At 54.5% G+C, this 23,589-nt stretch carries 21 protein-coding genes; 9 read left to right on the top strand and 12 right to left on the bottom strand.

Annotated elements, in window-relative coordinates; all coding sequences use genetic code 11:
- The first annotated feature begins 74 nt into the window (after nucleotides 1-74).
- From ACYVHB_RS24650 to ACYVHB_RS24640, 3 genes are all read left to right on the top strand, one after another.
- A complete protein-coding gene (locus tag ACYVHB_RS24650; RefSeq protein WP_461054479.1) occupies nucleotides 75-2,498 on the top strand; it encodes an endonuclease MutS2 in 2,424 nt (807 codons plus the stop codon).
- A 45-nt stretch (nucleotides 2,499-2,543) separates the two neighbouring features.
- Nucleotides 2,544-3,158 carry a Uma2 family endonuclease gene (locus ACYVHB_RS24645; protein ID WP_461054478.1) on the top strand — a complete coding sequence of 205 codons (615 nt, stop codon included), beginning with the start codon at nucleotides 2,544-2,546 and terminating at the stop codon, nucleotides 3,156-3,158.
- Between the two features lie 108 nt (nucleotides 3,159-3,266).
- Nucleotides 3,267-3,812 carry a hypothetical protein gene (locus ACYVHB_RS24640; protein ID WP_461054477.1) on the top strand — a complete coding sequence of 182 codons (546 nt, stop codon included), beginning with the start codon at nucleotides 3,267-3,269 and terminating at the stop codon, nucleotides 3,810-3,812.
- A 22-nt stretch (nucleotides 3,813-3,834) separates the two neighbouring features.
- Here the strand turns inward: ACYVHB_RS24640 and ACYVHB_RS24635 are convergent, their stop codons facing one another.
- The 7 genes from ACYVHB_RS24635 to ACYVHB_RS24605 all read right to left on the bottom strand — a co-directional run bounded on the left by ACYVHB_RS24635 (nucleotide 3,835) and on the right by ACYVHB_RS24605 (nucleotide 10,073).
- Nucleotides 3,835-4,641, bottom strand: coding sequence for a glutaminyl-peptide cyclotransferase (locus tag ACYVHB_RS24635; RefSeq protein WP_461054476.1), 807 nt, complete (start codon nucleotides 4,639-4,641; stop codon nucleotides 3,835-3,837).
- An 8-nt stretch (nucleotides 4,642-4,649) separates the two neighbouring features.
- On the bottom strand, nucleotides 4,650-5,828 hold the full coding sequence (locus tag ACYVHB_RS24630; RefSeq protein WP_461054475.1) for an amidohydrolase: 1,179 nt from the start codon (nucleotides 5,826-5,828) through the stop codon (nucleotides 4,650-4,652).
- A gap of 146 nt (nucleotides 5,829-5,974) precedes the next feature.
- Nucleotides 5,975-7,030, bottom strand: coding sequence for a sugar phosphate isomerase/epimerase family protein (locus tag ACYVHB_RS24625; RefSeq protein ID WP_461054474.1), 1,056 nt, complete (start codon nucleotides 7,028-7,030; stop codon nucleotides 5,975-5,977).
- Between the two features lie 22 nt (nucleotides 7,031-7,052).
- A complete protein-coding gene (locus ACYVHB_RS24620) occupies nucleotides 7,053-7,418 on the bottom strand; it encodes a DUF5615 family PIN-like protein (protein WP_461054473.1) in 366 nt (121 codons plus the stop codon).
- Entirely contained in the window at nucleotides 7,415-7,645 is a 231-nt protein-coding gene (locus ACYVHB_RS24615; protein ID WP_461054472.1) for a DUF433 domain-containing protein, read from the bottom strand. The genes ACYVHB_RS24620 and ACYVHB_RS24615 overlap by 4 nt, the downstream gene beginning before the upstream one ends.
- A 40-nt stretch (nucleotides 7,646-7,685) precedes the next feature.
- The gene (locus ACYVHB_RS24610; protein ID WP_461054471.1) at nucleotides 7,686-8,831 is read right to left on the bottom strand and encodes a Gfo/Idh/MocA family protein; all 1,146 of its coding nucleotides are present in this window, start codon (nucleotides 8,829-8,831) and stop codon (nucleotides 7,686-7,688) included.
- Between the two features lie 108 nt (nucleotides 8,832-8,939).
- Nucleotides 8,940-10,073, bottom strand: a complete 1,134-nt coding sequence (locus ACYVHB_RS24605; RefSeq protein ID WP_461054550.1) for a Gfo/Idh/MocA family protein — start codon at nucleotides 10,071-10,073, stop codon at nucleotides 8,940-8,942.
- Between the two features lie 291 nt (nucleotides 10,074-10,364).
- Between ACYVHB_RS24605 and ACYVHB_RS24600 the strand changes: the two genes are divergently transcribed.
- The gene (locus ACYVHB_RS24600; protein ID WP_461054470.1) at nucleotides 10,365-11,642 is read left to right on the top strand and encodes an MFS transporter; all 1,278 of its coding nucleotides are present in this window, start codon (nucleotides 10,365-10,367) and stop codon (nucleotides 11,640-11,642) included.
- A gap of 106 nt (nucleotides 11,643-11,748) precedes the next feature.
- Here the strand turns inward: ACYVHB_RS24600 and ACYVHB_RS24595 are convergent, their stop codons facing one another.
- Together ACYVHB_RS24595 and ACYVHB_RS24590 are read right to left on the bottom strand one after the other, a co-directional pair.
- On the bottom strand, nucleotides 11,749-12,789 hold the full coding sequence (locus tag ACYVHB_RS24595; protein ID WP_461054469.1) for an LEA/WHy family protein: 1,041 nt from the start codon (nucleotides 12,787-12,789) through the stop codon (nucleotides 11,749-11,751).
- A gap of 84 nt (nucleotides 12,790-12,873) precedes the next feature.
- Nucleotides 12,874-13,722 (bottom strand): AraC family transcriptional regulator, encoded by an 849-nt coding sequence (locus tag ACYVHB_RS24590; protein WP_461054468.1) that lies wholly within the window; start codon nucleotides 13,720-13,722, stop codon nucleotides 12,874-12,876.
- 98 nt (nucleotides 13,723-13,820) lie between these two features.
- Between ACYVHB_RS24590 and msrA the strand changes: the two genes are divergently transcribed.
- The 4 genes from msrA to ACYVHB_RS24570 all read left to right on the top strand — a co-directional run bounded on the left by msrA (nucleotide 13,821) and on the right by ACYVHB_RS24570 (nucleotide 17,391).
- On the top strand, nucleotides 13,821-14,480 hold the full coding sequence (gene msrA / locus ACYVHB_RS24585) for a peptide-methionine (S)-S-oxide reductase MsrA (protein ID WP_461054467.1): 660 nt from the start codon (nucleotides 13,821-13,823) through the stop codon (nucleotides 14,478-14,480).
- A gap of 88 nt (nucleotides 14,481-14,568) precedes the next feature.
- A complete protein-coding gene (locus ACYVHB_RS24580) occupies nucleotides 14,569-15,777 on the top strand; it encodes an MFS transporter (protein WP_461054466.1) in 1,209 nt (402 codons plus the stop codon).
- A 74-nt stretch (nucleotides 15,778-15,851) separates the two neighbouring features.
- Entirely contained in the window at nucleotides 15,852-16,514 is a 663-nt protein-coding gene (locus ACYVHB_RS24575; RefSeq protein WP_461054465.1) for an HAD family hydrolase, read from the top strand.
- A gap of 106 nt (nucleotides 16,515-16,620) precedes the next feature.
- On the top strand, nucleotides 16,621-17,391 hold the full coding sequence (locus ACYVHB_RS24570) for a peptidase associated/transthyretin-like domain-containing protein (RefSeq protein ID WP_461054464.1): 771 nt from the start codon (nucleotides 16,621-16,623) through the stop codon (nucleotides 17,389-17,391).
- Here ACYVHB_RS24570 and ACYVHB_RS24565 read toward each other — a convergent pair.
- The 3 genes from ACYVHB_RS24565 to ACYVHB_RS24555 form a co-directional block, all read right to left on the bottom strand.
- Nucleotides 17,339-17,872 (bottom strand): MOSC domain-containing protein, encoded by a 534-nt coding sequence (locus ACYVHB_RS24565; RefSeq protein ID WP_461054463.1) that lies wholly within the window; start codon nucleotides 17,870-17,872, stop codon nucleotides 17,339-17,341. The two genes, ACYVHB_RS24570 and ACYVHB_RS24565, sit on opposite strands and share 53 nt — an antisense overlap.
- Before the next feature lie 117 nt (nucleotides 17,873-17,989).
- Nucleotides 17,990-19,075, bottom strand: coding sequence for a glycoside hydrolase family 5 protein (locus ACYVHB_RS24560; protein ID WP_461054462.1), 1,086 nt, complete (start codon nucleotides 19,073-19,075; stop codon nucleotides 17,990-17,992).
- A 104-nt stretch (nucleotides 19,076-19,179) separates the two neighbouring features.
- Nucleotides 19,180-21,903 (bottom strand): DUF5686 and carboxypeptidase regulatory-like domain-containing protein, encoded by a 2,724-nt coding sequence (locus ACYVHB_RS24555; RefSeq protein WP_461054461.1) that lies wholly within the window; start codon nucleotides 21,901-21,903, stop codon nucleotides 19,180-19,182.
- A gap of 208 nt (nucleotides 21,904-22,111) precedes the next feature.
- Between ACYVHB_RS24555 and ACYVHB_RS24550 the strand changes: the two genes are divergently transcribed.
- Nucleotides 22,112-23,506 (top strand): M24 family metallopeptidase, encoded by a 1,395-nt coding sequence (locus tag ACYVHB_RS24550; RefSeq protein ID WP_461054460.1) that lies wholly within the window; start codon nucleotides 22,112-22,114, stop codon nucleotides 23,504-23,506.
- The last annotated feature ends 83 nt before the right edge of the window (nucleotides 23,507-23,589 follow it).

The following is a 23,589-nucleotide window of genomic DNA, read 5'->3' as shown; positions in this document are numbered from 1 at the left end:
CCCGTGGCGAACCTCCCAACGCGTAAAAACGTTATGACAGAAGGCGATAACGCTAAACGCCCTCTCCTTTTTGAATGCTTTACCCAACTACCTTAGAATCCAAATTAGGTTTCGATAAAATCCGCGAACTCATCAAGCAAGCCTGCATCAGCCCGCTGGGACAGGATTATGTGGATCGGGTTCGCTTTTCCGATAGTCACGCGCTGATCGACAAGCTGCTGCGTCAGACGTACGAGTTTAAGCAGATCGTTCAGTACGAAACAGATTTCCCGCAATCGAACTACATCGACGTCCGGGAACACCTGAGCCGCGCCCGCGTGGAAGGCTTAGCGCTGACCGAAGCCGAGTTTTTTGATTTAAAACTGGCTCTAAAAACCGTTCAGGATTGCCTGCGCTTTCTCGAAAAACGTGAGGACGACACCGCCTTCCCGTATCTCACGGAACTGGCGGGTCCGGTCGGCGTCGACAAGCAGTTGATGGCGGCCCTCGACCGCGTCATCGATGACCGGGGGTTGGTGCGCGACTCAGCCTCACCCGAACTGTCGAGTATCCGTCGTCGTATTATCAGCGAGCAGGCTAATCTCCGCAAGCGGCTCGATACCATCGTGCGGCAGGCCCGGCAAAACGGCTGGATTCCCGACGACCTCAATCTGACGGTGCGCGGGGGGCGCTTGGTGATTCCCATTGCCGCCGAGCACAAACGCAAGATCAAGGGCTTTGTGCACGACGAGTCGCAGACGGGCCAAACGGTGTTTCTGGAACCCGCCGAAGTCTTCGACGCCAACAATGAAGTGCGCGAACTCGAATACGCCGAACGGCGCGAAATCTACCGCATCCTGCTGGCACTAACCGACCAGGTTCGCCCCCACCTCGACGGTTTGAAACGAGCGGTGGGCTTTTTGGGGCAAATTGATTTCATCCGGGCCAAGGCGAAATTAGCCGTTCAGTTAGACGCCGGGATGCCCATGTTTCACAACCGGCCGGTGGTAAACTGGACCAACGCCCGCCACCCACTGCTGTATTTATCGTTCGTCAAGCAGGGTAAGAAGGTAGTACCGCTGGGCCTCGAACTCAATGAGCAGCAACGGATTTTAATTATTTCCGGTCCCAATGCGGGTGGCAAATCGGTAGCGCTGAAAACCATCGGCTTGATTCAGTATATGCTGCAATGCGGTCTATTGGTGCCCCTCGCCGAGCATTCCGACGTGGGAATATTCCAGAATCTGTTCATCGACATTGGCGATGAGCAGTCGCTCGAAAACGACCTCAGCACGTATTCGTCGCACCTGACGGCTATGAAGCAGTTCCTGATTGGGGCGCACAAGCGGACGCTGTTCCTGATCGACGAATTTGGCACGGGTACTGAGCCGGGGCTGGGTGGGGCCGTGGCGGAGTCGATTCTGGAAGACCTCAATAAGTCAGGCGCATACGGTGTCATCAATACCCACTACACCAATCTGAAAGTGTTTGCCGACAAAACGCCGGGCTTAATCAACGGAGCCATGCGCTTCGACGGTGAACACTTAGAGCCGCTGTATCAGCTCGAAACCGGGCGGCCGGGATCGTCGTTTGCGTTTGAGATCGCCCAGAAAATCGGCTTGCCGAAGGGCGTTATCGACCGGGCGAAGGAGAAGTTGGGCAACCAGCAGGTGAACTTCGAGAAGTTGCTAAAAGAGCTGGACATCGAGAAGCGCGTTTTCTCGGAGAAAAACCTTGAGATCAGCATCAATCAACGTAAAGTTGCCCAGCAACTCGCCGAGTACACGGCCTTGAAAACAAGATTGGACAACGAGCAGAAGCAGCTCATTAACGACGCCAAGCAAAAGGCCAAAGCGTTGGTACAGGAGGCTAATCAGCGTATCGAAAGCACGATTCGTGAGATCAAAGAAGCCAAAGCCGAGCGTGACACCACCCGGCTGGTTCGGCAGGAGCTGGAGCGGTTCGAGCAGAAAGAACTAAAGCCCGAGGTGATTGTCCCGGTTGAGAAGCCGAAACCCGCCGAGCCGGAATTTGAGACGGATGGTGGCGTTATCGGCTTAGGCAGCTACGTCCGCATCATCGGCCAGACTACGGCCATCGGCGAGGTACTTTCATTGCGCGGCAAAGACGCCGAAGTCCGCATTGGTGATCTGAAGACGACTATTAAGCTAAACCGGCTCGAAAAGGTCAGCCGGAAGACGTTCAAAGAAGCCACCGACGTGCGCGACGACCGGCCCCGCAGTCAGGGCATGGACCTGAACGAGAAGATGCTGAATTTCAGTTTCAACCTCGACATCCGGGGTAAGCGGGGCGAAGAAGCCATTGGCGAGGTGGATCGCTTTTTCGACGACGCGCTCATGCTCGGCTACCCCGAACTGCGCATCGTTCACGGCAAAGGTGACGGTATTCTACGCACCCTCGTGCGCAATCACCTGCGTGGCTACAAGCAGGTCGGCAAGATGGAAGACGAACACGCCGACCGGGGTGGCGCGGGCGTAACGATTGTGAAGATGAAGTGAGGGTAAATGCGTAGTATTGTCACTTGACTATCAATAACGAAAGCCATGTCCGTAACCGTCGTAGCAGCACCCAAAAAGCGGAAAAAGCCGGGCGTACCGTCGTACCTGATCCACGAAACGCTCAATGGACGCCCGCTGTATCGCCGGGGATACCGCGATGTACTATCCGGCAAGAAGAAACCCGCCGAAATTATGGGAAGTAGCTCTATTCAAGCCATGCTCGTGTCAATGATCCATGGTTTTTTGTTTATGACTATTAACCGGAAGCAGTATCTGCTGGCGACTAATGAGTCAGGCGTCCATCTTGACCGGGGCAGCAACCTCTCAAACGATATTGCCATCTTCGACAGATCCAGCAATCTTACCCTCACCAATAAATACTTCACGACGCCCCCGAAGATCGCTATTGAAGTAGACGTTAACATTGAGCCCGAGGAGTTTGAGGGGAAAGAATCTGGTTACGTCTACGAGAAAACTGAGCGGCTCCTCGACTTCGGCGTGGAGCGGGTAATCTGGATTACGACCCAGCCCCGCAAAATCTTCGTGGCCACCCGCACCGCCCCTTGGACCACTCAAAACTGGGACGCCGACATACATGTGCTGGATGATGTCGTGCTGAATCTGGCGGGGTTGTTGACGGAGGAAGGCATTGAGTTTTGAACGGCTGCGCCTGGGCGGACGAAAACTCAGTTCGTACACTTACTTCGTGGAAATTCGCAATCTTATCTTTGTTACAGCAGTAAGTTACCTCTCCTTCCGACTCAATCTATGAAAAACCCATACGTTCTGACGGCGATTCTGCTTGGTTGCCTGTATACATCCGGCTTTGGACAAACCAGCAATAAGAACAAAGCCAACGATTGGCGGGCTGTTTCGGTGGCGCAACACCAGAAAGGTAAATGGTTAGTTGGAGCCGGACCAACGCTGATTGGCGCGACGGCCAAAGTCGGCAGATTCGTGGCCAACCGTACTTGGATTGGCGTAGAGGGCGAAGGGCACGCCCTTCTATCTGACCGTCTCGAAGCAGGGGTTTTCGCCCGCTATTATTTGTGGAACGGCGGTGTCATTTCTGGTTTCTCCGTACTTGGCGTGTCGTACGGCCGTTTTCAGGAGTGGGACTGGGATACTGACAATGAGAAGCCCGGCAGTCCTGAATTGTACCGAAGCGTTAAGTTAAATGCTGCCTTTGGTCTTGAATGCTTACTCGGCCGACGTGTATCACTGGAAGGCGTTGCCAAAGTCGGACGACTGACTAAAGTAAACTGGTTTCAGCCGAGTTTTCAAGGATCAGTGAACGTGTATTTGGGGAGGTAGTTATTCTTGGACGGCATAGGCGTTACGGAGCAATGTCAATTTCGTAGATCGACGGCCACATCTTGCCGGTGATGTACACTTTTTTACGTTCTGAATCGTAGGCGATGCCGTTCATTTCGAGCGATTTGGGATGCTTCGTTTTTGCGTCATTCACTAACGAACTCAAGTCCATCCGGCCGGTTACGTCTCCGTCTTTAGGGTCGATTTTCACGAGCGTATTCGCCGACCAGACGTTGGCGTACACGTACCCATTGATGTATTCCAACTCGTTCAGCTTGTCGACCGGCACCCCGTTTTCGGACACCTTAAGCACCCGAACGGGACGCAGCGAATCGGGACTCAGGTACGTTAGTGCGTTGGTGCCATCGCTCATAATCAGGTGGCGACCATCGGTGGTCAATCCCCAGCCTTCGTTGTTGTCGAATGCAAACTGACCGATTCGCCGGTACGTGTTTACGTCGTAGATAAAGCCGGTTTTATTTTTATACGTCAGTTGGTATAGCTTACCGTTCAGGATGACGATGCCTTCGCCAAAATAGGCGCGCCGGTCCAGTTCGGCTTTTACGTCGATCTTGCCGGTTTTTACATCGACAATGCCGAACTGCGATTTGGTTTGCGGCAACTCGTCCGGCGACCCCGTGCTTTCAACTAACTGCCCGTTATGAACCAGCAGCCCTTCCGTAAACGAAAGCGTATCGTGCGGCAGCGTGTTCGTTACGGAATAGCTAATTAAGGCAGCTTCGATCCGGTCGGGCGAACGCTCTTCTTGTTTGGTCGCGTTGTCGCAGCCGATCATACATAGCAGGAGACTGATTAGTACAAATTTCATAGTCACTTTTACTCGACCAATACTACCTCAACCATCCTCTTAACCGTCTGTATTTCCTCCGCCATCAACTGTTCCGTAATGCGCCGAAATAGGGCCACACCGGTGCCGATCAATTCATCAGGGAAATCATAATCGGGATTGTGCAGGGCGGGCGTCGTCTCACCAGCGCCCAGCCCGAACATAGCTCCCGGATAACGCTGGGTGAACCAGCCAAAATCCTCGCCAAATTTAAACGGGGTTTGTTGCTGTGTGATTGTCAAGCCGTTTTTGGTGGCGGCCTGCACGACTACTTCGTTGCAGAAATTGTTGTTCGTCGTGGCCGGAAAAAAATCGAACCATTCAGTTTCGTAACGCAGTTTATGACTATCGCAGATGATGGCTAAGCATTCGTTCATGGTCGTTACGATCTCCTCCATGCGGCTCGTGCGCCAGGTGCGGAGCGTGAGGTGCAGTTCGCCGTAACCTGCCGAAATGCCATATTGTTTTTGACCCATGAGCACATGAACGGGCGTAATGAGTGCGAAGTCGGGACTTGTCTTATCGAGCTGGGCAAACTGGTTGAACGATTGAATTAACTCAGCAATGGCCCGCGCCGGGTTTACGCCGTTTTCTGGCTCGGCCGCGTGCGATTCTTTGCCAAACAGCGAAATGGCGATGCTCTGTACCGTAGCGCTGAACTGCCGGGGTTGCCACAGAAGCTGGTGCAGTGCAAAGCCCGGTATGTTGTGGAGGGCAAACACGTAGTCGGGCTTAAGCCGGGCAAAACGTGGATCGTTTAAGACGGCTTCAGCCCCTTTGGCCGTTTCCTCGGCCGGTTGAAAAAGCAGAATCACCGTCCCCGCCCCAAACGCGCATTGGCCCAACCACGGAGCCAGCCCGGCCACAACGGCCATGTGTCCGTCGTGCCCACATTTGTGCGCTACACCCGCCGTAACCGACCGGTGCGCGAATGTGTTGATCTCCTGTATCGGCAGCGCATCCAACTCACACCGAAATAAGATGGTTGGCCCGCCCGGCCCGAACCGGTATACTGCTGCCACACCATGACCACCGAGGTTCTCGACAATCTCCGTCGGTGCGTACTGATTAATGAAGTCAACGATCCGGCGGGCGGTCTGTACTTCCTCCCCGGCTACTTCGGGATGCTGGTGCAGGTCGTGGCGGAGGGCAAGTAGTGGTTCAATCACAAGTCAGTCAAGTCAAGTTGTACACGGAAGATCAAGGTAGTATTTTGTCGATAAGTATGGGTAAGAATGCGGAAAAACAAGCATGAAAAAGCCGGGGTGTTGCTCCCCGGCTCTAAATTTACTGATTATACGATTAGCTGCTCAACTCACGAAAGACCCAGCACCTTCTTGTTGAACTCGTCGTCGGCACCCGTTCCGGCGAAGTCATCGAAGGCGCGTTCGGTGACGCGGATAATGTGATCGGCAATAAACGGCGCTCCTTCGGCGGCTCCCTGTTCGGGGTGTTTGATGGCGCACTCCCACTCCAGCACGGCCCAGGAATCGTAGTCATACTGCGCGAGTTTACTGAAAATTCCCGCGAAATCGACCTGCCCGTCGCCCAGCGACCGGAACCGACCGGCCCGCTGGACCCAGCCCTGAAAACCGCCATACACGCCCTGCTTACCCGTTGGATTGAACTCGGCGTCTTTCACGTGGTAGGCGTAAATCCGCTCGTGGTAGAAGTCGATAAATTGCAGGTAGTCCAACTGTTGCAGTACGAAGTGACTCGGGTCGTAGTTGATGCCCGCGCGGGGGTGGTTACCCACTTTGTCCAAGAACATCTCGAACGTGATGCCGTCGTGCAGGTCTTCGCCGGGATGCAGCTCGTAGGCTACGTTCACACCCGCTTCGTCATAGGCATTCAGGATCGGCAGCCAGCGGTTGGCGAGTTCGGTGAAGCCCGTCTCGACCAGCCCCGCCGGGCGCTGCGGCCACGGATACACGAAGGGCCACAGCAACGCGCCGGAGAACGTAGCGCTCGCTCCAAGACCAAGATTTTTGGACGCTTTGGCCGCCATCATCAGTTGATCGACCGCCCAGGCCTGCTGGTCTTTTGGTTTACCCGCCAGTTCGGCCGGACCGAAGCCGTCGAACATAGCGCCGTAGGCCGGATGAACGGCCACCAATTGCCCCTGCAAGTGGGTGCAGAGTTCGGTGATTTCGACACCGATGTCAGCCATGCGGCCCTTCAGCTCGTCGCAGTACGTCTGACTTTCGGCGGCCTGTTTGAGGTCGATGACGCGCGGGTCCCAGGTGGGAAGCTGAATGCCTTTATAGCCGAGATCGGCCATGTAACGGGCAATGGAATCGAGGGAATTAAATGGTTCGGCGTCGCTCATAAACTGAGCGAGAAAGATGCCGGGGCCTTTCATTGTTTTCATGCAGCAGAGCCGAGTTTAGTTGTTACAAGATGTGATAAAGTTCGAGCACACCACGTGCATCGAAATCTTTGTCAAGGAGAAAGTCGCAGATGGCATTGAAATTGATCTCAAGCATGTCCACAACCTGATCATTAGTAAGATTTCCAGAGCGAATCAGAATCACTTTCGGTGGCCAGCCTCGTACTTGATTCAATAATTCATAATCCTCATCGTACGTGATAACTGTAAAACCGTTTGTTTTAGCCACGTCCCAAATCAGCACGTCTTCTTTTGCTTCTAACCGCAACCGTTTAGCGGCCTGACTTTTAGGAAACAAATGAAGAATACGTTTTACAATGCGATACGAAATATTCTCGTCGAAAAGCAGCGCGAACGAGTGTTCGTTCATGGTGAGACAACAATTTTAACATTTCGCTCCCGGTCAGCCGCAAACGCCAGACAAGCCAAGATCTGCTCACGAGTGAGTTCGGGAAAGTCTTCAATAATTTCTTCATGCGACATACCTCGGGCAAGCCACCCCAACACGTCGCCTACAGAAATTCGGGTCCCGGTAATACAGGGTCTGCCGAACCGGATGTTCGGGTTGATCGAGATAAAGTTGCGATAGTCTTCCATGTTTTCGGTTATCTTAACGTAACAGCAAGTTAGTGTTTTCTCACACCTCCACCCACGCCTGCTTCCGGTTGCTTTCCAGGATCTTCTCGCAAATCAGCAACTCGCGATAACCGTCGGCAAAGGTCGGAAACGTCGGGTTTTCGGGCTGCTTTCCGGCTGCCACGGCCTCGTACACCTCCCGGAACAGCTGCTTCGACGTATCGGGAAACCCTTCGTTATGCCCGCCGGGAAACGAGATCACCGACCGCGCTTCGGGGTAGGCCAGCGACGGGTCGCGCATGAACGATTCGTTGGAGCCGTCGCGGTTGCCCATCCACATTTCGTTGGGTGCTTCGGAGTTCCAGTGCACCGTTTTCTTCGATCCCGAAATTTCTAATTTCATCTGGTTCTTGCGCCCCGCCGATACCTGCGACACGGTGATAACGCCCCGGTTACCATTGTCGAACCGCAGCAGCACGTTGGCGTGGTCTTCCGTGCTGATCGGCACGTCGGCGTAATCCTCCGGCTGAAGCATTTTGCCCGAATAGGTCTCAACGGGTTTCAGTGGCTTCTTGCGGGTCTTGTGGATGGTGTTGAAGTCGGCCATGACGGCTACGGTTTTCAGGCCGGTGATGTATTCTAAGCTGTCCATCAGGTGCGAACCAATGTCGGCAATGGCCCGTGAGTCGCCCGATTTGTCGGGTTCAAGCCGCCAGTTATAGTCGGTGTCGTAGAAAAGCCAGTCCTGCAAATACGAGCCGATGACGCTGTACACCTCACCCAAATCGCTCTTCTCGCGCATGGTCTTCATCTGCCGCACCAGCGGGTAGTAGCGCAGATTAAAATGCACGGCGTTAACTAAACCCGTTTGCGCAGCTAATTCCACCAATTCTTTGGCTTCGTGCAGGTCTTTAGCCAGTGGTTTCTCGCACACCACGTGCTTGCCAGCCAGCAGAGCCGCCTTCGACTGGCTGTAGTGCAGGAAGTTGGGCGTGCAGACGTGTACCACCTGAATGTCGTCCATCGCGAGGAGTTCGTCAAACGTGCACGACCGCTCGATTCCGAGCTGGTCGGCCTTTTGGCGGGCGAGTTCGGACGAGACTTCGCAGAGGGCAATGACGTTCGTGTTGGGGAGCCGACGCAGGGCTTCGATGTGGGCAGGCCCGATGAATCCGGTGCCAACGACACCAATTTTGATTTTTTGCATTGGGGGTTTGGGGACAAGGGTAAACTGGTGATACGGCACCCCGACGGCCACGTCCGGGTGTAAGAAATTTTGTCTTTGTTCGCCCGGACGTGGCCGTCCAGGATACCGTCACTCAATAAACTTGGTCCATTTTTGCTCGGATGCGTTGGAGGCCAGCACGGTGTCAATGAACGCTAAGCCCCGGACGCCGTCGTGCACGCCCGGAAAATCGTAGATTGGGTCAGCATCGCGGCCTTCCATGTGCGCTTTCACGCCAAACGCAAAGTTGCGATAAACGTTAGCGAAAGCCTCGAAGAAACCTTCGGGGTGACCCGCCGGTAACCGAATATGCGCTTTGGCCGACGGCGACATCTCGCCCACGTTGGGTCGAATGAGCCGCTGCCCTTCCTGGGTTTTGTAATAGAGCGTATTCGGGTCCATCTGCCGCCATTCCAGGCCACCGAGTTCGCCATACACGTAGATTTTAAGCGAGTTTTCTTCGCCGTTACTGATCTGGCTGGCGTGCAAAACGCCCTTCGCCCCACCCTCGAACCGCAGCAGCACGTTGCCATCGTCGTCCAACTGGCGACCCGGCACGAAGGCACTCAAGTCGGCGCACAGTTCGCTAATTTTCAAGCCCGTCACATACTCAGCGAGGTTTTCGGCGTGGGTGCCAATGTCGCCCATTGCCCCGGCCGCACCCGATTTTGCGGGGTCCGTCCGCCAGATCGCCTGCTTGTAATCGTTGTGTTCTTCGGCTTTGGAAAGCCAGCCCTGCGGGTACTCGACCACGACTTTGCGGAGCTTACCAAGTTTACCGTTCTTAATCATGTCGCGGGCTTCTTTCACCATCGGGTAGCCCGTGTAGTTGTGCGTCAGCCCAAATACCAGTCCTGATTTTTCCACAACCTCCGCAAGCTCTTTGGCTAATTGAAGGGTCAGCGTCATGGGCTTGTCGCAGATGACGTGAAAACCGTTTTCCAGCGCCATTTTGGCGGGCGGAAAGTGCATGTGATTGGGCGTCACGATGCTCACAAAATCCATCCTTTCGCCTTCGGGCAGTTCTTTTTCGGCCAGAATCATCTGCTCAAAACTGGCGTAGACCCGGTTGTCGGGTAGGTAAAGCGCCTGACCCGTGGCTTTGGATTTTTCGGGTGATTGGCTGAACACGCCACAGACTAATTCAATTTCGTTGTCGAAACCGGCGGCCCGGCGGTGAACCGCCCCAATAAAGGCGTCGAGGCTGCCGCCAATCTGGCCCATTCGCAATTTTCTATGCATTGGTGTCTGAGTTGAGTACATTAAGAATACGGTACTGTTGTCTTGAACGCGTTTTCTGGGTGAATCAGTGCTGAATGGTTTAACAGACGAGACGGGTAGTCAAGGCAGATTGACAGTTGACCTACTCTATTTTTGACGGCCGAAAATTAGCGGTTTTCCATTATTTTTCGGAAATTTTGCACAAATTACAGTGCGCGAACGGGGAGTTTACCCTTCCCTTTGCCTTATGTTCGTTAATAAAATCGAAAACTCACTAAATTCTCTCCCGCAGAAATGAACCCAACGATCAACCAGTCAATCACTTCAGCGGTCAATCCGTCGCGCCTATTCCTGGCGAGTTGCTTCGCCCTCATTACCACGGCCTTCTCATTTAGCATCCGGGCTGGTGTTCTGCCGCAGGTGGGCGCTGAATTTGGACTGACTGCCACGCAGTTAGGTTTTATCAACTCCATGTTCTTTGTTGGCTTTCCGGTCTCAATGATCATCGGTGGTTTGGTTTACCATTCTGTGGGACCAAGAATAATCATGATGGTGGCCTTCGTCGCTCACACGTTGGGTATTTTGCTCACTATTTATGCCGGTGGCTACGCCGGTCTATTAATCTCCACGTTTTTCATCGGCTTTGGCAATGGCTGTACGGAAGCCGCCTGCAATCCGATGATTGCTGATATGTATTCCGGCTCAACCATGAACAAGATGCTGAACCGGTTCCACATGTGGTTTCCGGGGGGGATTGTCGTGGGTAGTTTGGTCTCCAAATTTATGACGGATGCCGGTTTGCCGTGGCAGGCTCAGATTTGGGTTATTATGATCCCTACGGTAATCTACGTATTCCTGTATTTTGGGCAGGCTTTTCCGCAGCCAAAAGTAGAGGGCGTAACATCAATCGCCAAAAACTTTCAGGCGATGCTTACCCCGCTCTATATCTCTATCTTCCTCTTGATGGCCCTGACGGCCATTACTGAATTCGGACCGCAGCAGTGGTCAAGTCTTATTTTGAGCAAGAGCGGTGCCAGTCCCATGCTGATCCTGGCGTTGGTAACGGGCCTGATGGCCGTGGGTCGGTACTTCGGCGGACCCATTATCCACCGGCTCGATCAAACCGGCGTGTTGTTGGGGTCTGCCTTTTTCGCCACAATCGGCATCTATCTGTTGAGTACGCAGACGGGGTCTATGGCGTACGTTGCCGCTATTTTCTTTGCCATTGGCGTCTGCTATTTCTGGCCGACCATGATTGGCTTTGTGGCCGAACGAATTCCGTTGAGTGGAGCACTGGGTATGTCGATTGTTGGCGGAGTAGGCATGTTTTCAACCGCTATTTTCCAGCCCATTATCGGGCGGTGGATTGACGGAGAGCGTGTTGAAAAAGCGACCACGGGTCTCGCCGGGGATGCCTTAGAATTGGCCGCCGGTCAGGCTACCTTGGCCAAGATGACGACCTTTCCTATTATCTTAATTGTTGCGTTCACCATCTTGTTTTTCATGATGCGCAATCGCAGACCTCCAGGCCACGCCGACGAAAACGCTGTGCTGCAACAGCCGCAGTTGTAACTGTCTGAGACTGTTTCGGACGTGAAAAGCGCCCCGCAATCAGCCGATTGCGGGGCGCTTTCGTATAGACAACTACATAGCTTTATTCAGAAACGCTCGTTTATTGTCACTCATTTCTGCGCTCCTCGCGTTTTTCTTGTCGTTCCTCTTTTTTCTCTTCGCGCTTCTCCTGCCGCTCTCCTTTCCGCCCGGCCCGTTCGGCATCTTTTTTAGCGTCAGCTTTCGCACTGGCTTTGGCGGCAATATCCTTGAAATCGGCCAATGTTCCTTTTATTTGGGCGTTTAGTTTACTGTTGCTGAATATAGCACTGCCTTCTTTATCAATGATCTTGCAGCGAAAATTAACGACGTAGGGCGTTGTTTCTTTCTTAAATAGCATTTCGTCAACTAAGCTCAGCACGTTACCCGGCTTCATTGTTACCGGAAACACGACGGGCGTGGTTGACTGCGCTTTAATCAGAATCGGCTCCGGCTGGTCACCTTCGGAGATTTGTTTACCATCAATCGAAATGGAATAATGCGTGTCGGTAATGTTGTACGGAAATTTATTCTTGTTGAGAATACTCACCTTCGTGGCTACGTCGGTACGCTTCAGGCCCACTTTGCCGAAATCAATAGCATCAATCTTGATTTCGGGTACGTAGTAAGTTGGTAGGCGCTTCGTAACGGTTGACTTAAACGTACGTTCGCCCAGAATCGGCACGTCGAGGTCGAACGTGCTGCGAACGGTGTAGGTCGTGCTGTCGATGTCTTTCTTATCCAATGTCTTCAGCACCGTTGTCAGTTTGTCGATCAGCACCTTCATGGGCAGGGTTACGTAGGTGCTGTCGCCGGATTTAATCTCGATGGGTTTTTCGTACGAATCGGTCACGACGGGCGTGTTTGCCATCAGTACGGTGTAGTTGAGCCGCTTTGCTTTGAAACCAACCGGCAGCGGATTGTCGATCAACAGCCGGACAGTCATGTCGATTTTGTCATCGTCAATGTTGGTGATGTTCACGTTGCCCATTTCCAGCCGGGGCTTCAGCGTACCGTCGTTCGGCCCACCCTCGGCCAGCGCGTTGTTTTTCAGCCGGTTGTACCAAATGTAAGCGCCGATGCCACCCAGCAGGAGCAGCCCCAATGCAATGATCCATCCTCTTTTCATATCGTGTCGCGAGTTGTAAGAAGAAGATTCTAACGAAGAACATGGGCATACTGTTTGTCGGGTGGGCAGTCGAATGAGCGAGCGCTACCCCACCAGCGCCTTCCGGTACATGCCCGGCGTTTGGCCCGTTACGGCCCGGAACGTTTTGTTGAAGTGCGACAGGTTGTTGAACCCCACTTCGGTACTAACGTCAGCAATGGTTCGGGCGGAGTGAAGCAGCCGCCGGGCCTGATTGACGCGGTATTCATTCACAAAATCGGTAAACGTCAGGTGCGTCATGCGTTTAAAATAGCGGCAGAATGCCGGTACGGTCAAGCTGGCGAGGTCGGCCACAGCGCGAACGTCAATCGGCTGGGTGTAGTGCTCCTCCACGTACTGACACACGCGGCTGATGCGCTCCTGCTCTTTCGGATTGAGGTCGAACCGAATGCCGTTGGCATGAAGCGGCTCCACATCGGGCGCTGCCGCGAGCGTTTCGAGCACGCGCAGTAGCGTTAGCATCCGCTCAAATGGCGACTGGCCGGGGAGCTGCGCCAGCCACGGTCCCACGCGCTGCTTGGTGTCGACCCCGAACGTAAGGCCCGTGTGCGCCCGCTCAAACAACCGTCGGATGGCCCCCAATTCGGGTTTTTGCAGGAATGTGTCGCCTAAGAAATTGTCGCGCATCTGCACCACTACTTCTTCGTACTGCCCCTCTCTGCCGTAACTGAAATTGAGGTGGGGCAGATTAGGACCAATGAACACCAGTTCGCCCGCGTCATAGCATGACACGTTCGTGCCGACCCGCCGTTGACCGCTGCCCGTTGGCATGTAAACGATTTCGTATTCGGGATGGTAATGCCAGTACACCCGGCACGTCTCGGCTTCGGTAAGGTGAATGACCCGGAACGAACTCCCCGCTTCGGGTTCTATTTTCTCGAATTGTAATTTCATAAACTATCTACTCACGTTGTCGGCTGGCCGACGTTGGCAGGAAACCGGAACCACGTTTCAATCGTTTATACCGTAACTGATTGATAACAAGAAACGATATGAAACGAATTCATTTATACGTGCTAAGCCTGCTGTTCGTGGCAGGTTGCACCCTGGCCCAGTCGAACGATTACGCACCGGCCAAACTGCCCGCTCCCAAGCCAGACGAGGCCGTAGCGACCTTTGCGGGCGGCTGTTTCTGGGCGCTGGAAGAAGGCATGAACCAGATCAAAGGCGTTCGCGAGGTGGTTTCAGGCTACGCGGGTGGCACCGTCAAAAACCCAACGTACGAACAAGTTGGCACCGACCGGACCGGCCACGCTGAATCCGTTCAGGTTTATTACGATCCTGGTGTCATCACCTATGCCCAGTTGCTCGACGCGTTCTTCGCGGGTCATGACCCCACCACGCTCAACCGGCAGGGACCTGACACCGGCCGTGACTACCGTTCGGTGGCTTTTTACCGGACGCCCGCCGAAAAAGCAGAAATCTTGGCCGCCATCAAGCGCACCAATGCATCGAAACACTACCCCAACCCGGTGGTGACGGAAGTGACGCCCATCACCGTGTTTTACCCCGCCGAGAACTACCACCAGAACTACTTTTCGCTGCACCCCGACCAGCCTTACATTCAGCGCGTGTCGCTGCCTAAGGTGGAGAAGTTACGAAAAGCGATGGCTGGTCACCTCAAAAATAATACGTCGTTAACAATGAATTAGGACATTTTGCTTTCGGGAAAGCAATACAGCATTAATAACGGATAATAGATTGGAAAAATAGCCGGTGAGTACCGGCTATTTTTGTACCATGAATACAACCATGATAGCAGAAAGATCGTACCGAAATCCGTTCGTACGGAACCTGCTGACTTTTTTTCTAAATCGGCAGGCGCTGGCCATTGGACTGGTCTTTGCGTCGGACAGCGTTCTGTTCGGTAGTTGGGTAGCGCACATTCCCTACGTCAAAGCCAAGCTACATCTCTCCGATTCGGAGTTGGGCCTGCTTTTGTTCGCCATGCCCGCTGGTTTATTAGTTATGAATCCGATCACGGGCTGGATTATTGCCAAACTCGGCGAAGCCCGGACGTGTTTCTGGTCGGCGATGGGGCTAACGGTGGCCATCTGCATACCGCTCAACGCGCCCAATCCGGCTGTGCTGGCCACTGGGTTGTTTCTGCTGGGTCTCAATGGGGCGCTTATCAACGTAGCCATGAACACGCTCGCTACTAATTTAGAGCGGTCGCAGGGCATCGTCATTATGTCGTCGTGCCACGGCATGTGGAGCTTAGGCGGGCTGTTGGGGTCGGGCGTTGCCGGAGCTGTAATTGCCCTGCACGCAGCGCCCCCGGTTCACGTTATGGTTATGGCCGGGTTGGTACTACTGCTGACCTTTGCATTGCAACCCACGCTGGCGCAGATACCATCGAGTAGTCAGCGCGAGTCGGGTGAGAAAACAGGATCGTCATTTGTGCGGCCCAACCGCGACTTATTACTGATGATTCTGATTGGTTTAGCCCTGGCAATGGGTGAAGGTGCGGCTTTCGACTGGAGTGCGGTGTACCTGCGCGAAACCCTCGAAGCCAGCAGTCAGGTAGCAGCTCTTGGCTTCGCCAGTTTCTCCCTATCCATGACGGGGTTCCGGTTCCTGGGCGATGCAATCATCCCCAAAATTGGCGCGAAGCGCTGGCTCCAGATTGGTGGTGTGCTGGCCGCGTTTGGACTATTGTTCGCTATTGCCCTGCCCTACCCGCCAACGGCCCTGATTGGCTTTGCAGTGCTGGGCGCGGGCTGCTCGCTGGGTGCTCCCATTCTGTATGCGGCTGCGCTGCGGATACCGGGCATTCCACCCGCTGCCGGATTAGCCACCTTTGCCACGTTCAGCTTCATCGGTTTCCTCGCCGGGCCACCCATTATTGGCTTCATAGCCGAAGGTTTCGGGTTATACTACGGACTGAGCTTTGTGGCGGTGATGCTGCTGATTTCGGCGGGATTGTCGAGAATTGTAAATTTATTTTAAGGGAGTAAAGGGACGAGCAGAACAAAACGCGGCAGCATCCCCTCCTCCCTCTCCTCCCCTTACTCCCTTCCATTATGAAAGCCGTTATTTTTGATATGGATGGGGTGATTGTGGATACGAACCCACACCACCGCACCGCCTGGCGCCAGTACTACCAACGCTACAGTAAAACGCTGAGCGACGAAGACTTTGTGGAGCACGTTTCGGGCAAGCACAACGCCCATATCGTGGCGCATTTGTTCGCGGGTCAGACGCTGACGCCCGATGAAGTGCAACGACTCAGCAACGAGAAGGAAGCGCTGTTCCGTGAATTGTACCGCCCCGACGTTGTGCCCGTCGCTGGTTTGATCGACTTTCTGAAGGCGTTGAAAGCCGGTGGTGTCATAACCGCCGTGGCAACCTCGGCCCCGGTCGAAAATCTCGATTTTGTGATCGACGCACTCGAACTGCGCCCTTACTTCGATGCTTTGCTGAACGAAAGTATGGTCAGCCGCCCCAAACCCGACCCCGAAATTTACCAGAAGGCGATGGCGATGCTGGGCGTAGAGCCGGGCGAAAGCGTTGTGTTCGAGGATTCGATGACCGGCATTCAGGCGGCAAAAGCGTCGGGAGCCACTGTTGTTGGAGTGGCCACCACCCAAACGCCCGACGAACTGCGCCCGTTTGTCAACGATGTAATCCGGGATTTCACGGCGATGACGCTGGACCGGTTGCTGCGGCTGGTTAACGTTTTTTAACGCCCTTCCTGCTGGTTACACCCCTAAAATTCATACTTTTACGCTACTAATTCGTGCCACGACGTCGGGTTGTGGCACGCTTTGTTTTGGCTCATTTCTCTTCGCTATGCGACACCGTCTGCTCCTATTTCTGCTTCTGCTGACTGCCGGTTGGTCGGGCAGAACTTGGGCGCAGGGGAAATACGTGATCGGGACGGTGATTGATCAGGTAACGAACAAAGCCGTGGACCGGGCAACGGTGGTGAATCAGCGCACCCGCCAACGCGCCCGCACCAACGTCACGGGCCGCTTTTTTCTGACGGTGCAGCCCGGCGACTCACTCATTCTGACCAGTCAGTTATATACGCGAACCGGTATTCGCTACGACGGTTCCGAGAATCCGACTATCGCGGCCCGTGCGCTGCCGCCCATGCCCTACCGCGTAATCGACCTGGCCGAAGTGACCGTAACGGCCAAGCGATACGAGGAAGTCAAACGCGAAATTGAGCAGATCTTAGCCGAGCCGACGGCCTCCCGCAAGGTGACGGGCGAGCAGGCGTTCGACCGGCTGGCCGACGGCGCGGGCGTCACGCTGTTGTACGAGATGTTCGGAAAACGACCCAAATCCGACCGGAAAGCGTACGTAATTATGCAGCAGGATCGTCGGCACGCGCTGGCCCTCGAACGACTCCGGCTGCTCATCGACCAGGCAACCGACCTCAAAGGCGACGACGTAGACCGCTTTGTGGACTTCTGCGAATTAGATGATGAATTTCTGCTCCAGGCTTCAGATTACGACCTCATCAACACCATCCAGCAACTCCGCAACCGCTTCCGGTACGGCTTTAACCGCCCCAGCCGGATTCAGGCCGACCCGGAGCAGTCGAAGCAACGATAGCAGTTGGCATAACCGTTACTTCATCGCCTATCCGAATCGTCCCGCCCCGAACTACCTTCGCCGTAAGCCCGCCGTGGCCGCGCATGGCGTTGTAGCCGCCCGGTCCCAGCACCGTTTCCATTTTAGAACAGGGATGACACTGACCGGTAATCTGAAGCACGGCATCGCCAATCTGTAATTGGTGATCTTTAAGGGCCAGCAGATTCAAGCCCGACACCACAATGTTCCGACGAACCAGGGCCGGGTCGAGCGAGTCGCGGCCGGTCAGGGCGGCTACCACGGACAGGTGTTCGGCCTGGATGAGCGTAACGTGGCGGCTGCCCGATTGCCCGCTGTAGTGGTCACCGATCAGTCCTTTTGTTTCCGAAACGTCGACAGATTGAACGGCCAAGACGGGTTCACGCCGTTCGGAACGGATACCGATCCACTCCACCCGGCCGGGGCGCGGAAACACGTTAAATAAGTCTTTGATGTTTTGCATTGTTGTCTGAACCGCACAGGCGGCCCTGCAGGATTAGCAGGATTCAACCGATTAACAAGATTTTGACACTTCACAGTCCCACTAATCGTTCAAATTTCGCACAACCCTACGTTACGCTCAATATTTTCGCAACAGCGCCAGCATTTTCTCGTCTAATTTCATACCCTCATGAATTTTGTAATCAACGTCGCTTCGATTGCTGTTGAGGATGCCAAACGCCCCCCGAAAATTCCACAGCGACCAGCCCCAGCCTGCCTCTTCCCAAAGTTTTAGCTGGTCTTCCATCCACCGCAACGCAATATCGTGGGGTGTTTTGTTGTAGCAGCCCCATTCGCCCACGTGTACGCCCACGCCCTGCGCCTGTAGTTTTTTCCACGGCTCAATGGCCACTCGTCGCAGCGTCCCGGTGTCCCAGCTTACGTTCATCCACGTAGCGGGCCAGGTGGGCGGGGGCAGGTCTTTGAACATCGGTGTCCACTCCGCTTTGTAATGGCTGACGTTCATCGGCAGATACCCACGGGTGCTTTGCCCCAGTTTTAACCCGGCTAATTTGGGCACCGGCTGATTGCCATACTGCAAACCATCGGCAATGATGAGCCGGTTGGGGTCGACGGAGCGAATTCCCTCAACCAGCGCCGTCACGACCCGGATATAGCTGGTTTCGTCGGTGTTGGGTTCGTTGATGAGGTCGAAGGTTACCTCCCGGTTGGATCGGCCTTTATAACGTTCGGCGAGGTGTTTCCATTGGGAAACGGCCGCTTCGAGCGCCCGCTCGTCGGTCCAGAGGTTGAGTGGTTCGGCGGGCGGATTGACGCAGTAACCCGGAATCCGGTGCAAATTCAGGTTGACGTGCAGGTTGTACTGCTTACCAAAATCAACTGCCTGATCAATCTCTTTCAAAACACGCTCGTCCAGTTTCGTCCAATGGGCCGGGTCAGGCGTGGCCCAGCAGTGGTACGACATGGGCAACCGCACGAAGTTGAACCCCCAGTCGGCAATCATGGCAAAGTCACGCTCTTTATATGGACCAGCCGGTTCGGGTCCTGTATTGCCCGCTACGAACTTTTCGAGCAGGTTGAAGCCCCGCCAGCGCGGTAGTTTCTCCGGCTTCGGTTCGGGCAGCGTCGCTGGTAGCATCAGGTTCAACTGGCTGATTCCGGCGGCTGCGGTGAGGGATGTTTGAATGAATGAGCGACGTTGCATAATGGTGTATCCAGGTGGTACGGCAACCCGGCGGCCACGTCCGGGTGGAAAAGGATTTCTTCACCCGGACGTGGCCGCCGGGTTGCCGTACCACCTGGATACGTTCATCGTCCGAACTTGAGTGTTGTGCCGATGCGGAAGCCCAGTCCCTGGTACTTCGCATTCTGCCACTGCGAGATTACCTCGACCCGGAAAAAGGGCAGTACCTGCGGAATCAGGCCATCCAGCCCGTAGCCAACTTCGGTGTAGTTTTTCGATGTTGGGGTGTACAGATAATGCACAAATACGTTTTCCTTTAAACCCGTCAGCCGCACTAAGGTTAGCTGCGTGATCAGGAATTTACGAAACTCGGCCAGTACGTGCGCTTCGGCAAACCGCTTGCCCGTGCTGTATTGATAGTACGGCAGCATCCGAAAGCCCGCCACGACGTCGCCCTGCTGAAAGAAGAACTTGTTGCCTGCGAAGTGCTTGAAATCAGGGAAATATAGCTTCCGGTCAGTCAGAAACGCCCCGGCGCTTAGGGTATAATTCAGCCGACTGCGGATGCCCGTCTCGAACGATTGCGAAATGCCCGCCTGCAAAAAGTCATAGTCAACCTGCCCAAACCCCTTCCGGTAGTTCACCGTCAGCAACGGGGCGTCGTTGTCGCGCCGGGCAATCCGCCGACCGTTGCGGATGACGTACTGTGTTGCGCCTAAACGCGTCGAGGCCGTCAGATTCAGGATAGTGGCCCGGTGGGTTGGAAAACTGGTTGTGGCCACTTCATCGTTGTTGGGGCGATTGGGGGTAAACGTGCGGTTGCGCCAGTCGATCCACGGTTTAATTCCTTCCTTAAAGTTTGCCAGTTCACTGCGTTGGGCGTATTCGAGACTTGCCGTTACCGTCAGGCGTTCCTTAAACGGTGATGCGCTGACGGTCAGGTTCAGAAACTCTTTCTGGTATAATTTCGCAAAGTTCTGCTCGAACAGCAGCGTCGTCAGCGTGTTCAGCGCGGGGCTAATGGGATTGTCGGGGTTGAACTGGTACAGATACCGCCCGCCCGACGCGCTGATTTTGGTCGTTTTGTACTGGTAAGTGGCCAGTCCGACGCCTACCAACTGCTGCCGCCCGAACTGATACCGCCCCGTGCCACCAACGTTCCATTCGCCCAGCGGAATCTTCGTAAACCGGTTCACTGAGTCCACCTTGGCGCGGTAGCGCAGGTTCAACGCACCCTCTACCGCATAGCCCTCCACGGTGTTGTATTCAATGCGCGTCAGCGGACTGGTGTATATCAGGGCGGTTCGTTTAGATAGGTTCCACGTCTTGCCAAACAGCAGTTGCTCCGGCGAAAACCGGTTCGGTGACTTGCGCGTGGTGTCACGTTTGCCGGTACTGTCAGTCTTGATTTTTTTGACAGTACCGACCGTGCGGACAATTTTCAGGCTGTCATTTTTCTGGTAACTTTTGACTTCAGCGGTCGTCAGCGGCACGGACCGCAGCGAATCCCAGAACACGTTCGAGCGTTTTTGCGCCAGCGAATCGACCACCAGTGAGTCGTCGCGCACGACGGTAACATCTTCCTTCCGATTTTTACGGGCTAATTTTTCCTGCTTTTCGTATTCCTTGACCATCTGCCGCAGGTTTTTGGTCGAGAACTCTTTCTGTTTTTTCACCAGCTCCTCTAACTGTTTTCCCTTAATGTCACCCTTGGCCAGCGTTTGAGCGGGTGGACCTTTCTTCTCGTCGGCCACCTGAATATCCTCCACAAACGCGGGATTAACCACAAACTCGTTGAAGGTGAGACTCCGCACAAACTGCGCGTTTCCTTTGACGCCGAGGTACGAACCGGCGACGTTGTAGCGCTGATTGGTGGGCATCCAGACACCCTTCACCGGGCTGCACAAATGCCGGATGATGAATGACAGACCGATATTATTAACTGTTTCCAACTGCAAACTATGGATCGCCCAGGTGTTTTCGATGATGAAAATCGTGCCCCGGAAAACGCCTTCTCCGTACTGGCGCGGAATCACCTGAATCTTGCTGATTTCTACCGGAGTGCCGTCGGCACCCTGCTCCCGAAACGTGCCTTTGTACTCAAATTTGTAATACGCGAACGCTTTCGGCGACAGGGGCGAAACAACGTCGGCTACCGTGGGCGAGTAAAAACTAACGTTGAAAAAGCGGCTTGGATTCAGAAAATCGCCCTGCGAGTTGCGGTTGGCAATCACCCGCTGCCGGTACGTATTGGGCTGACTAAATGCCACTTCGGACACATTTTCATTGATGATGGGCACCCCAACTTTAAAATTGAAATCACGTTCGGCTTCTTTCAATTGCTTGCGAAACGCCATTTCGGCGAGGTTTGGCAGGTCGGTAACCGTCGCGCTCGACTTGGTGTACACCCGCGCCCGGAACCGCGACACCTGCAACTGATGGAACCGGCTTTTGGCAATGGCCCGGCGCATGATGGTATAGGCCGGGTCTTCGTTGCCCGCTTTCGCCTGCACCTCTGCCAGCCGAAACGCTTGTTCCTCCAGCGTGGCGTCGAGCGTAGCGAAACCCGTGCTGACTTCCACTGGTTTCTGCACCGACTGAAAACCAAGAAACTGAAAGACAACGGTATAACTGCCCGGTGCCAGTGCAATTTCGTAGCGCCCCTCGGCATTGGTTATGGTTCCGTTAGGTCGGTCCGCCGATGCGGTGCCTTTTATAATAACGGCCGCGTAAGGCAGCACCTCGCCCGCTGCGCTTTTGACCGTTCCGCGCAGCCCGGTTTGGGCAGTTTGCGCATGGGTTATCAGACTGTATGTGAGTAAGAATAGAATCAATAAGCAGTGTTTCATGAACTAAGGGGGTGCGTTGGGCATCCGGCTATAGCAAACTAACGAAAGTACGGCGGTATTTCAGCTACAACCGGTCGATTTCGGGCAGTTGGCGTGGGCACGGTTCACTAACGGGGAAGATGCCGCTTTTCCGGGAATCGTTGCCCGTGTGTTTTGTTAAAAATACCTAACGGCCTGCGTATATTGCCCCAAACTGAGTTCAACTCCAATGATTAAATACGTTTACGCGCTTGGGCTTCTTGTGTCCGCTTCCATCCTAACCACTGCTCAGCCAGCCGCCACGCAGGACCACACCATTCTGCCCGAACGCGACCGGGCGCGAGTCGTGGACGACATCCTCGAAGACCGGTTCACCAACCTGCTGCCCCAACTCATGCGCCGGGAAGGGCTGGATATGTGGATCATCATCTCCCGCGAATACAACGAAGACCCGGTCCTGCGAACCATGCTGCCCAGCACGTGGCTCTCGGCCCGCCGACGCACCATCATGGTCTTTTTTGACCGTGGCGACGGTGATGCGGCATTCCGACCGACCGGGGGTGACAAGGGGATCGAGAAATTAGCCATTGCCCGCTACGACGTGGGTACGCTGCTCAAAGGCGCGTGGGACATCGACGTGCGGCCCAATCAGTGGGATGCGCTGGTAAAAATTATCGAAGACCGAAAGCCAAAGAAAATTGGGCTAAACACCTCCACTAACTACGCCCACGCCGACGGGCTGTCGTTTACAGAGCACAAAGAATTTTTAGAGAAACTGCCCGCCGAGTATCAGAAGCGCATTGTTCCGGCCGAAAAAGTAGCCATTGGCTGGCTCGAAACGCGGACGGAGAAGGAAATGACGCTTTATCCGATGATCTGCCGACTGTCGCACCAGATTATTCAGGAGGGCTTCTCGGAAGCAGTTATCCAGCCCGGCGTCACCACCACCGACGATGTGGTGTGGTGGTTCCGGCAGCGCATCACCAATCTCGGCTTAGATACGTGGTTTCACCCAACGGTGGACGTGCAGCGGGCGGGGGGCAACGAGTTTGAGCACCTGCGCACGTTCTCGAAACGACCCGACAAACAGGTGATTATGCCCGGCGACCTGATTCACGTCGATTTCGGGATTACCTACTTACGCCTGAACACCGACCAGCAGCAACACGCCTACATCCTGCGCCCCGGCGAAACCGACGTTCCCGATGCCATCAAAGCGGCTTTCAAACAAGGCAACCGCCTGCAGGAAATCCTGACCGGTCAATTCAAAGCTGGGCGGACGGGCAATCAACTATTACTGGCGGCTCTGGACCAGGCCAAAAAAGAAGGCATCAACGGCACCATTTATTCGCACCCAATCGGCGTTCACGGGCACGCAGCCGGGCCAACCATCGGCCTGTGGGATCAGCAAAAGGGCGTTTCCGGCTCCGGCGACTACCCACTGCTGGCCAACACGGCCTATTCCATCGAACTCAACGCGGCCGTTGACCTGCCCGACTGGAAAAAAACCATCCGCATCATGCTCGAAGAAGACGGCTTTTTCGACGGACAGACGTTTCGCTACATCGACGGGCGACAAACCGAGATTTTCACCATTCCGAGGAAGTTGGGATATGTGAAGTAAATAAAGTAAGGTGTAAAAAAGGTGTAGGGTGTAAGTAGTGTCACCAGAGCACTTACACCCTACACCTTTTTTACACCTTACTT

The sequence above is a fragment of the Spirosoma arcticum genome, from assembly GCF_054779955.1.
This window is presented reverse-complemented; position numbering and strand designations above follow the sequence as displayed.

What these genes read in the sequence shown, in the direction of transcription:
- ACYVHB_RS24640 (WP_461054477.1), top strand. Translation starts at nt 3,267, where the DNA reads ATGAAAAACCCATACGTTCTGACGGCGATTCTGCTTGGTTGCCTGTAT.
- ACYVHB_RS24605 (WP_461054550.1), bottom strand. Translation starts at nt 10,073, where the DNA reads ATGGGCCAGATTGGCGGCAGCCTCGACGCCTTTATTGGGGCGGTTCAC.
- ACYVHB_RS24650 (WP_461054479.1), top strand. Translation starts at nt 75, where the DNA reads ATGCTTTACCCAACTACCTTAGAATCCAAATTAGGTTTCGATAAAATC.
- ACYVHB_RS24625 (WP_461054474.1), bottom strand. Translation starts at nt 7,030, where the DNA reads ATGAAAACAATGAAAGGCCCCGGCATCTTTCTCGCTCAGTTTATGAGC.
- ACYVHB_RS24635 (WP_461054476.1), bottom strand. Translation starts at nt 4,641, where the DNA reads ATGAAATTTGTACTAATCAGTCTCCTGCTATGTATGATCGGCTGCGAC.
- ACYVHB_RS24610 (WP_461054471.1), bottom strand. Translation starts at nt 8,831, where the DNA reads ATGCAAAAAATCAAAATTGGTGTCGTTGGCACCGGATTCATCGGGCCT.
- ACYVHB_RS24570 (WP_461054464.1), top strand. Translation starts at nt 16,621, where the DNA reads ATGCGACACCGTCTGCTCCTATTTCTGCTTCTGCTGACTGCCGGTTGG.
- ACYVHB_RS24590 (WP_461054468.1), bottom strand. Translation starts at nt 13,722, where the DNA reads ATGAAATTACAATTCGAGAAAATAGAACCCGAAGCGGGGAGTTCGTTC.
- ACYVHB_RS24565 (WP_461054463.1), bottom strand. Translation starts at nt 17,872, where the DNA reads ATGCAAAACATCAAAGACTTATTTAACGTGTTTCCGCGCCCCGGCCGG.
- ACYVHB_RS24560 (WP_461054462.1), bottom strand. Translation starts at nt 19,075, where the DNA reads ATGCAACGTCGCTCATTCATTCAAACATCCCTCACCGCAGCCGCCGGA.
- ACYVHB_RS24600 (WP_461054470.1), top strand. Translation starts at nt 10,365, where the DNA reads ATGAACCCAACGATCAACCAGTCAATCACTTCAGCGGTCAATCCGTCG.
- ACYVHB_RS24620 (WP_461054473.1), bottom strand. Translation starts at nt 7,418, where the DNA reads ATGAACGAACACTCGTTCGCGCTGCTTTTCGACGAGAATATTTCGTAT.
- msrA (WP_461054467.1), top strand. Translation starts at nt 13,821, where the DNA reads ATGAAACGAATTCATTTATACGTGCTAAGCCTGCTGTTCGTGGCAGGT.
- ACYVHB_RS24555 (WP_461054461.1), bottom strand. Translation starts at nt 21,903, where the DNA reads ATGAAACACTGCTTATTGATTCTATTCTTACTCACATACAGTCTGATA.
- ACYVHB_RS24615 (WP_461054472.1), bottom strand. Translation starts at nt 7,645, where the DNA reads ATGGAAGACTATCGCAACTTTATCTCGATCAACCCGAACATCCGGTTC.
- ACYVHB_RS24645 (WP_461054478.1), top strand. Translation starts at nt 2,544, where the DNA reads ATGTCCGTAACCGTCGTAGCAGCACCCAAAAAGCGGAAAAAGCCGGGC.
- ACYVHB_RS24595 (WP_461054469.1), bottom strand. Translation starts at nt 12,789, where the DNA reads ATGAAAAGAGGATGGATCATTGCATTGGGGCTGCTCCTGCTGGGTGGC.
- ACYVHB_RS24550 (WP_461054460.1), top strand. Translation starts at nt 22,112, where the DNA reads ATGATTAAATACGTTTACGCGCTTGGGCTTCTTGTGTCCGCTTCCATC.
- ACYVHB_RS24575 (WP_461054465.1), top strand. Translation starts at nt 15,852, where the DNA reads ATGAAAGCCGTTATTTTTGATATGGATGGGGTGATTGTGGATACGAAC.
- ACYVHB_RS24580 (WP_461054466.1), top strand. Translation starts at nt 14,569, where the DNA reads ATGAATACAACCATGATAGCAGAAAGATCGTACCGAAATCCGTTCGTA.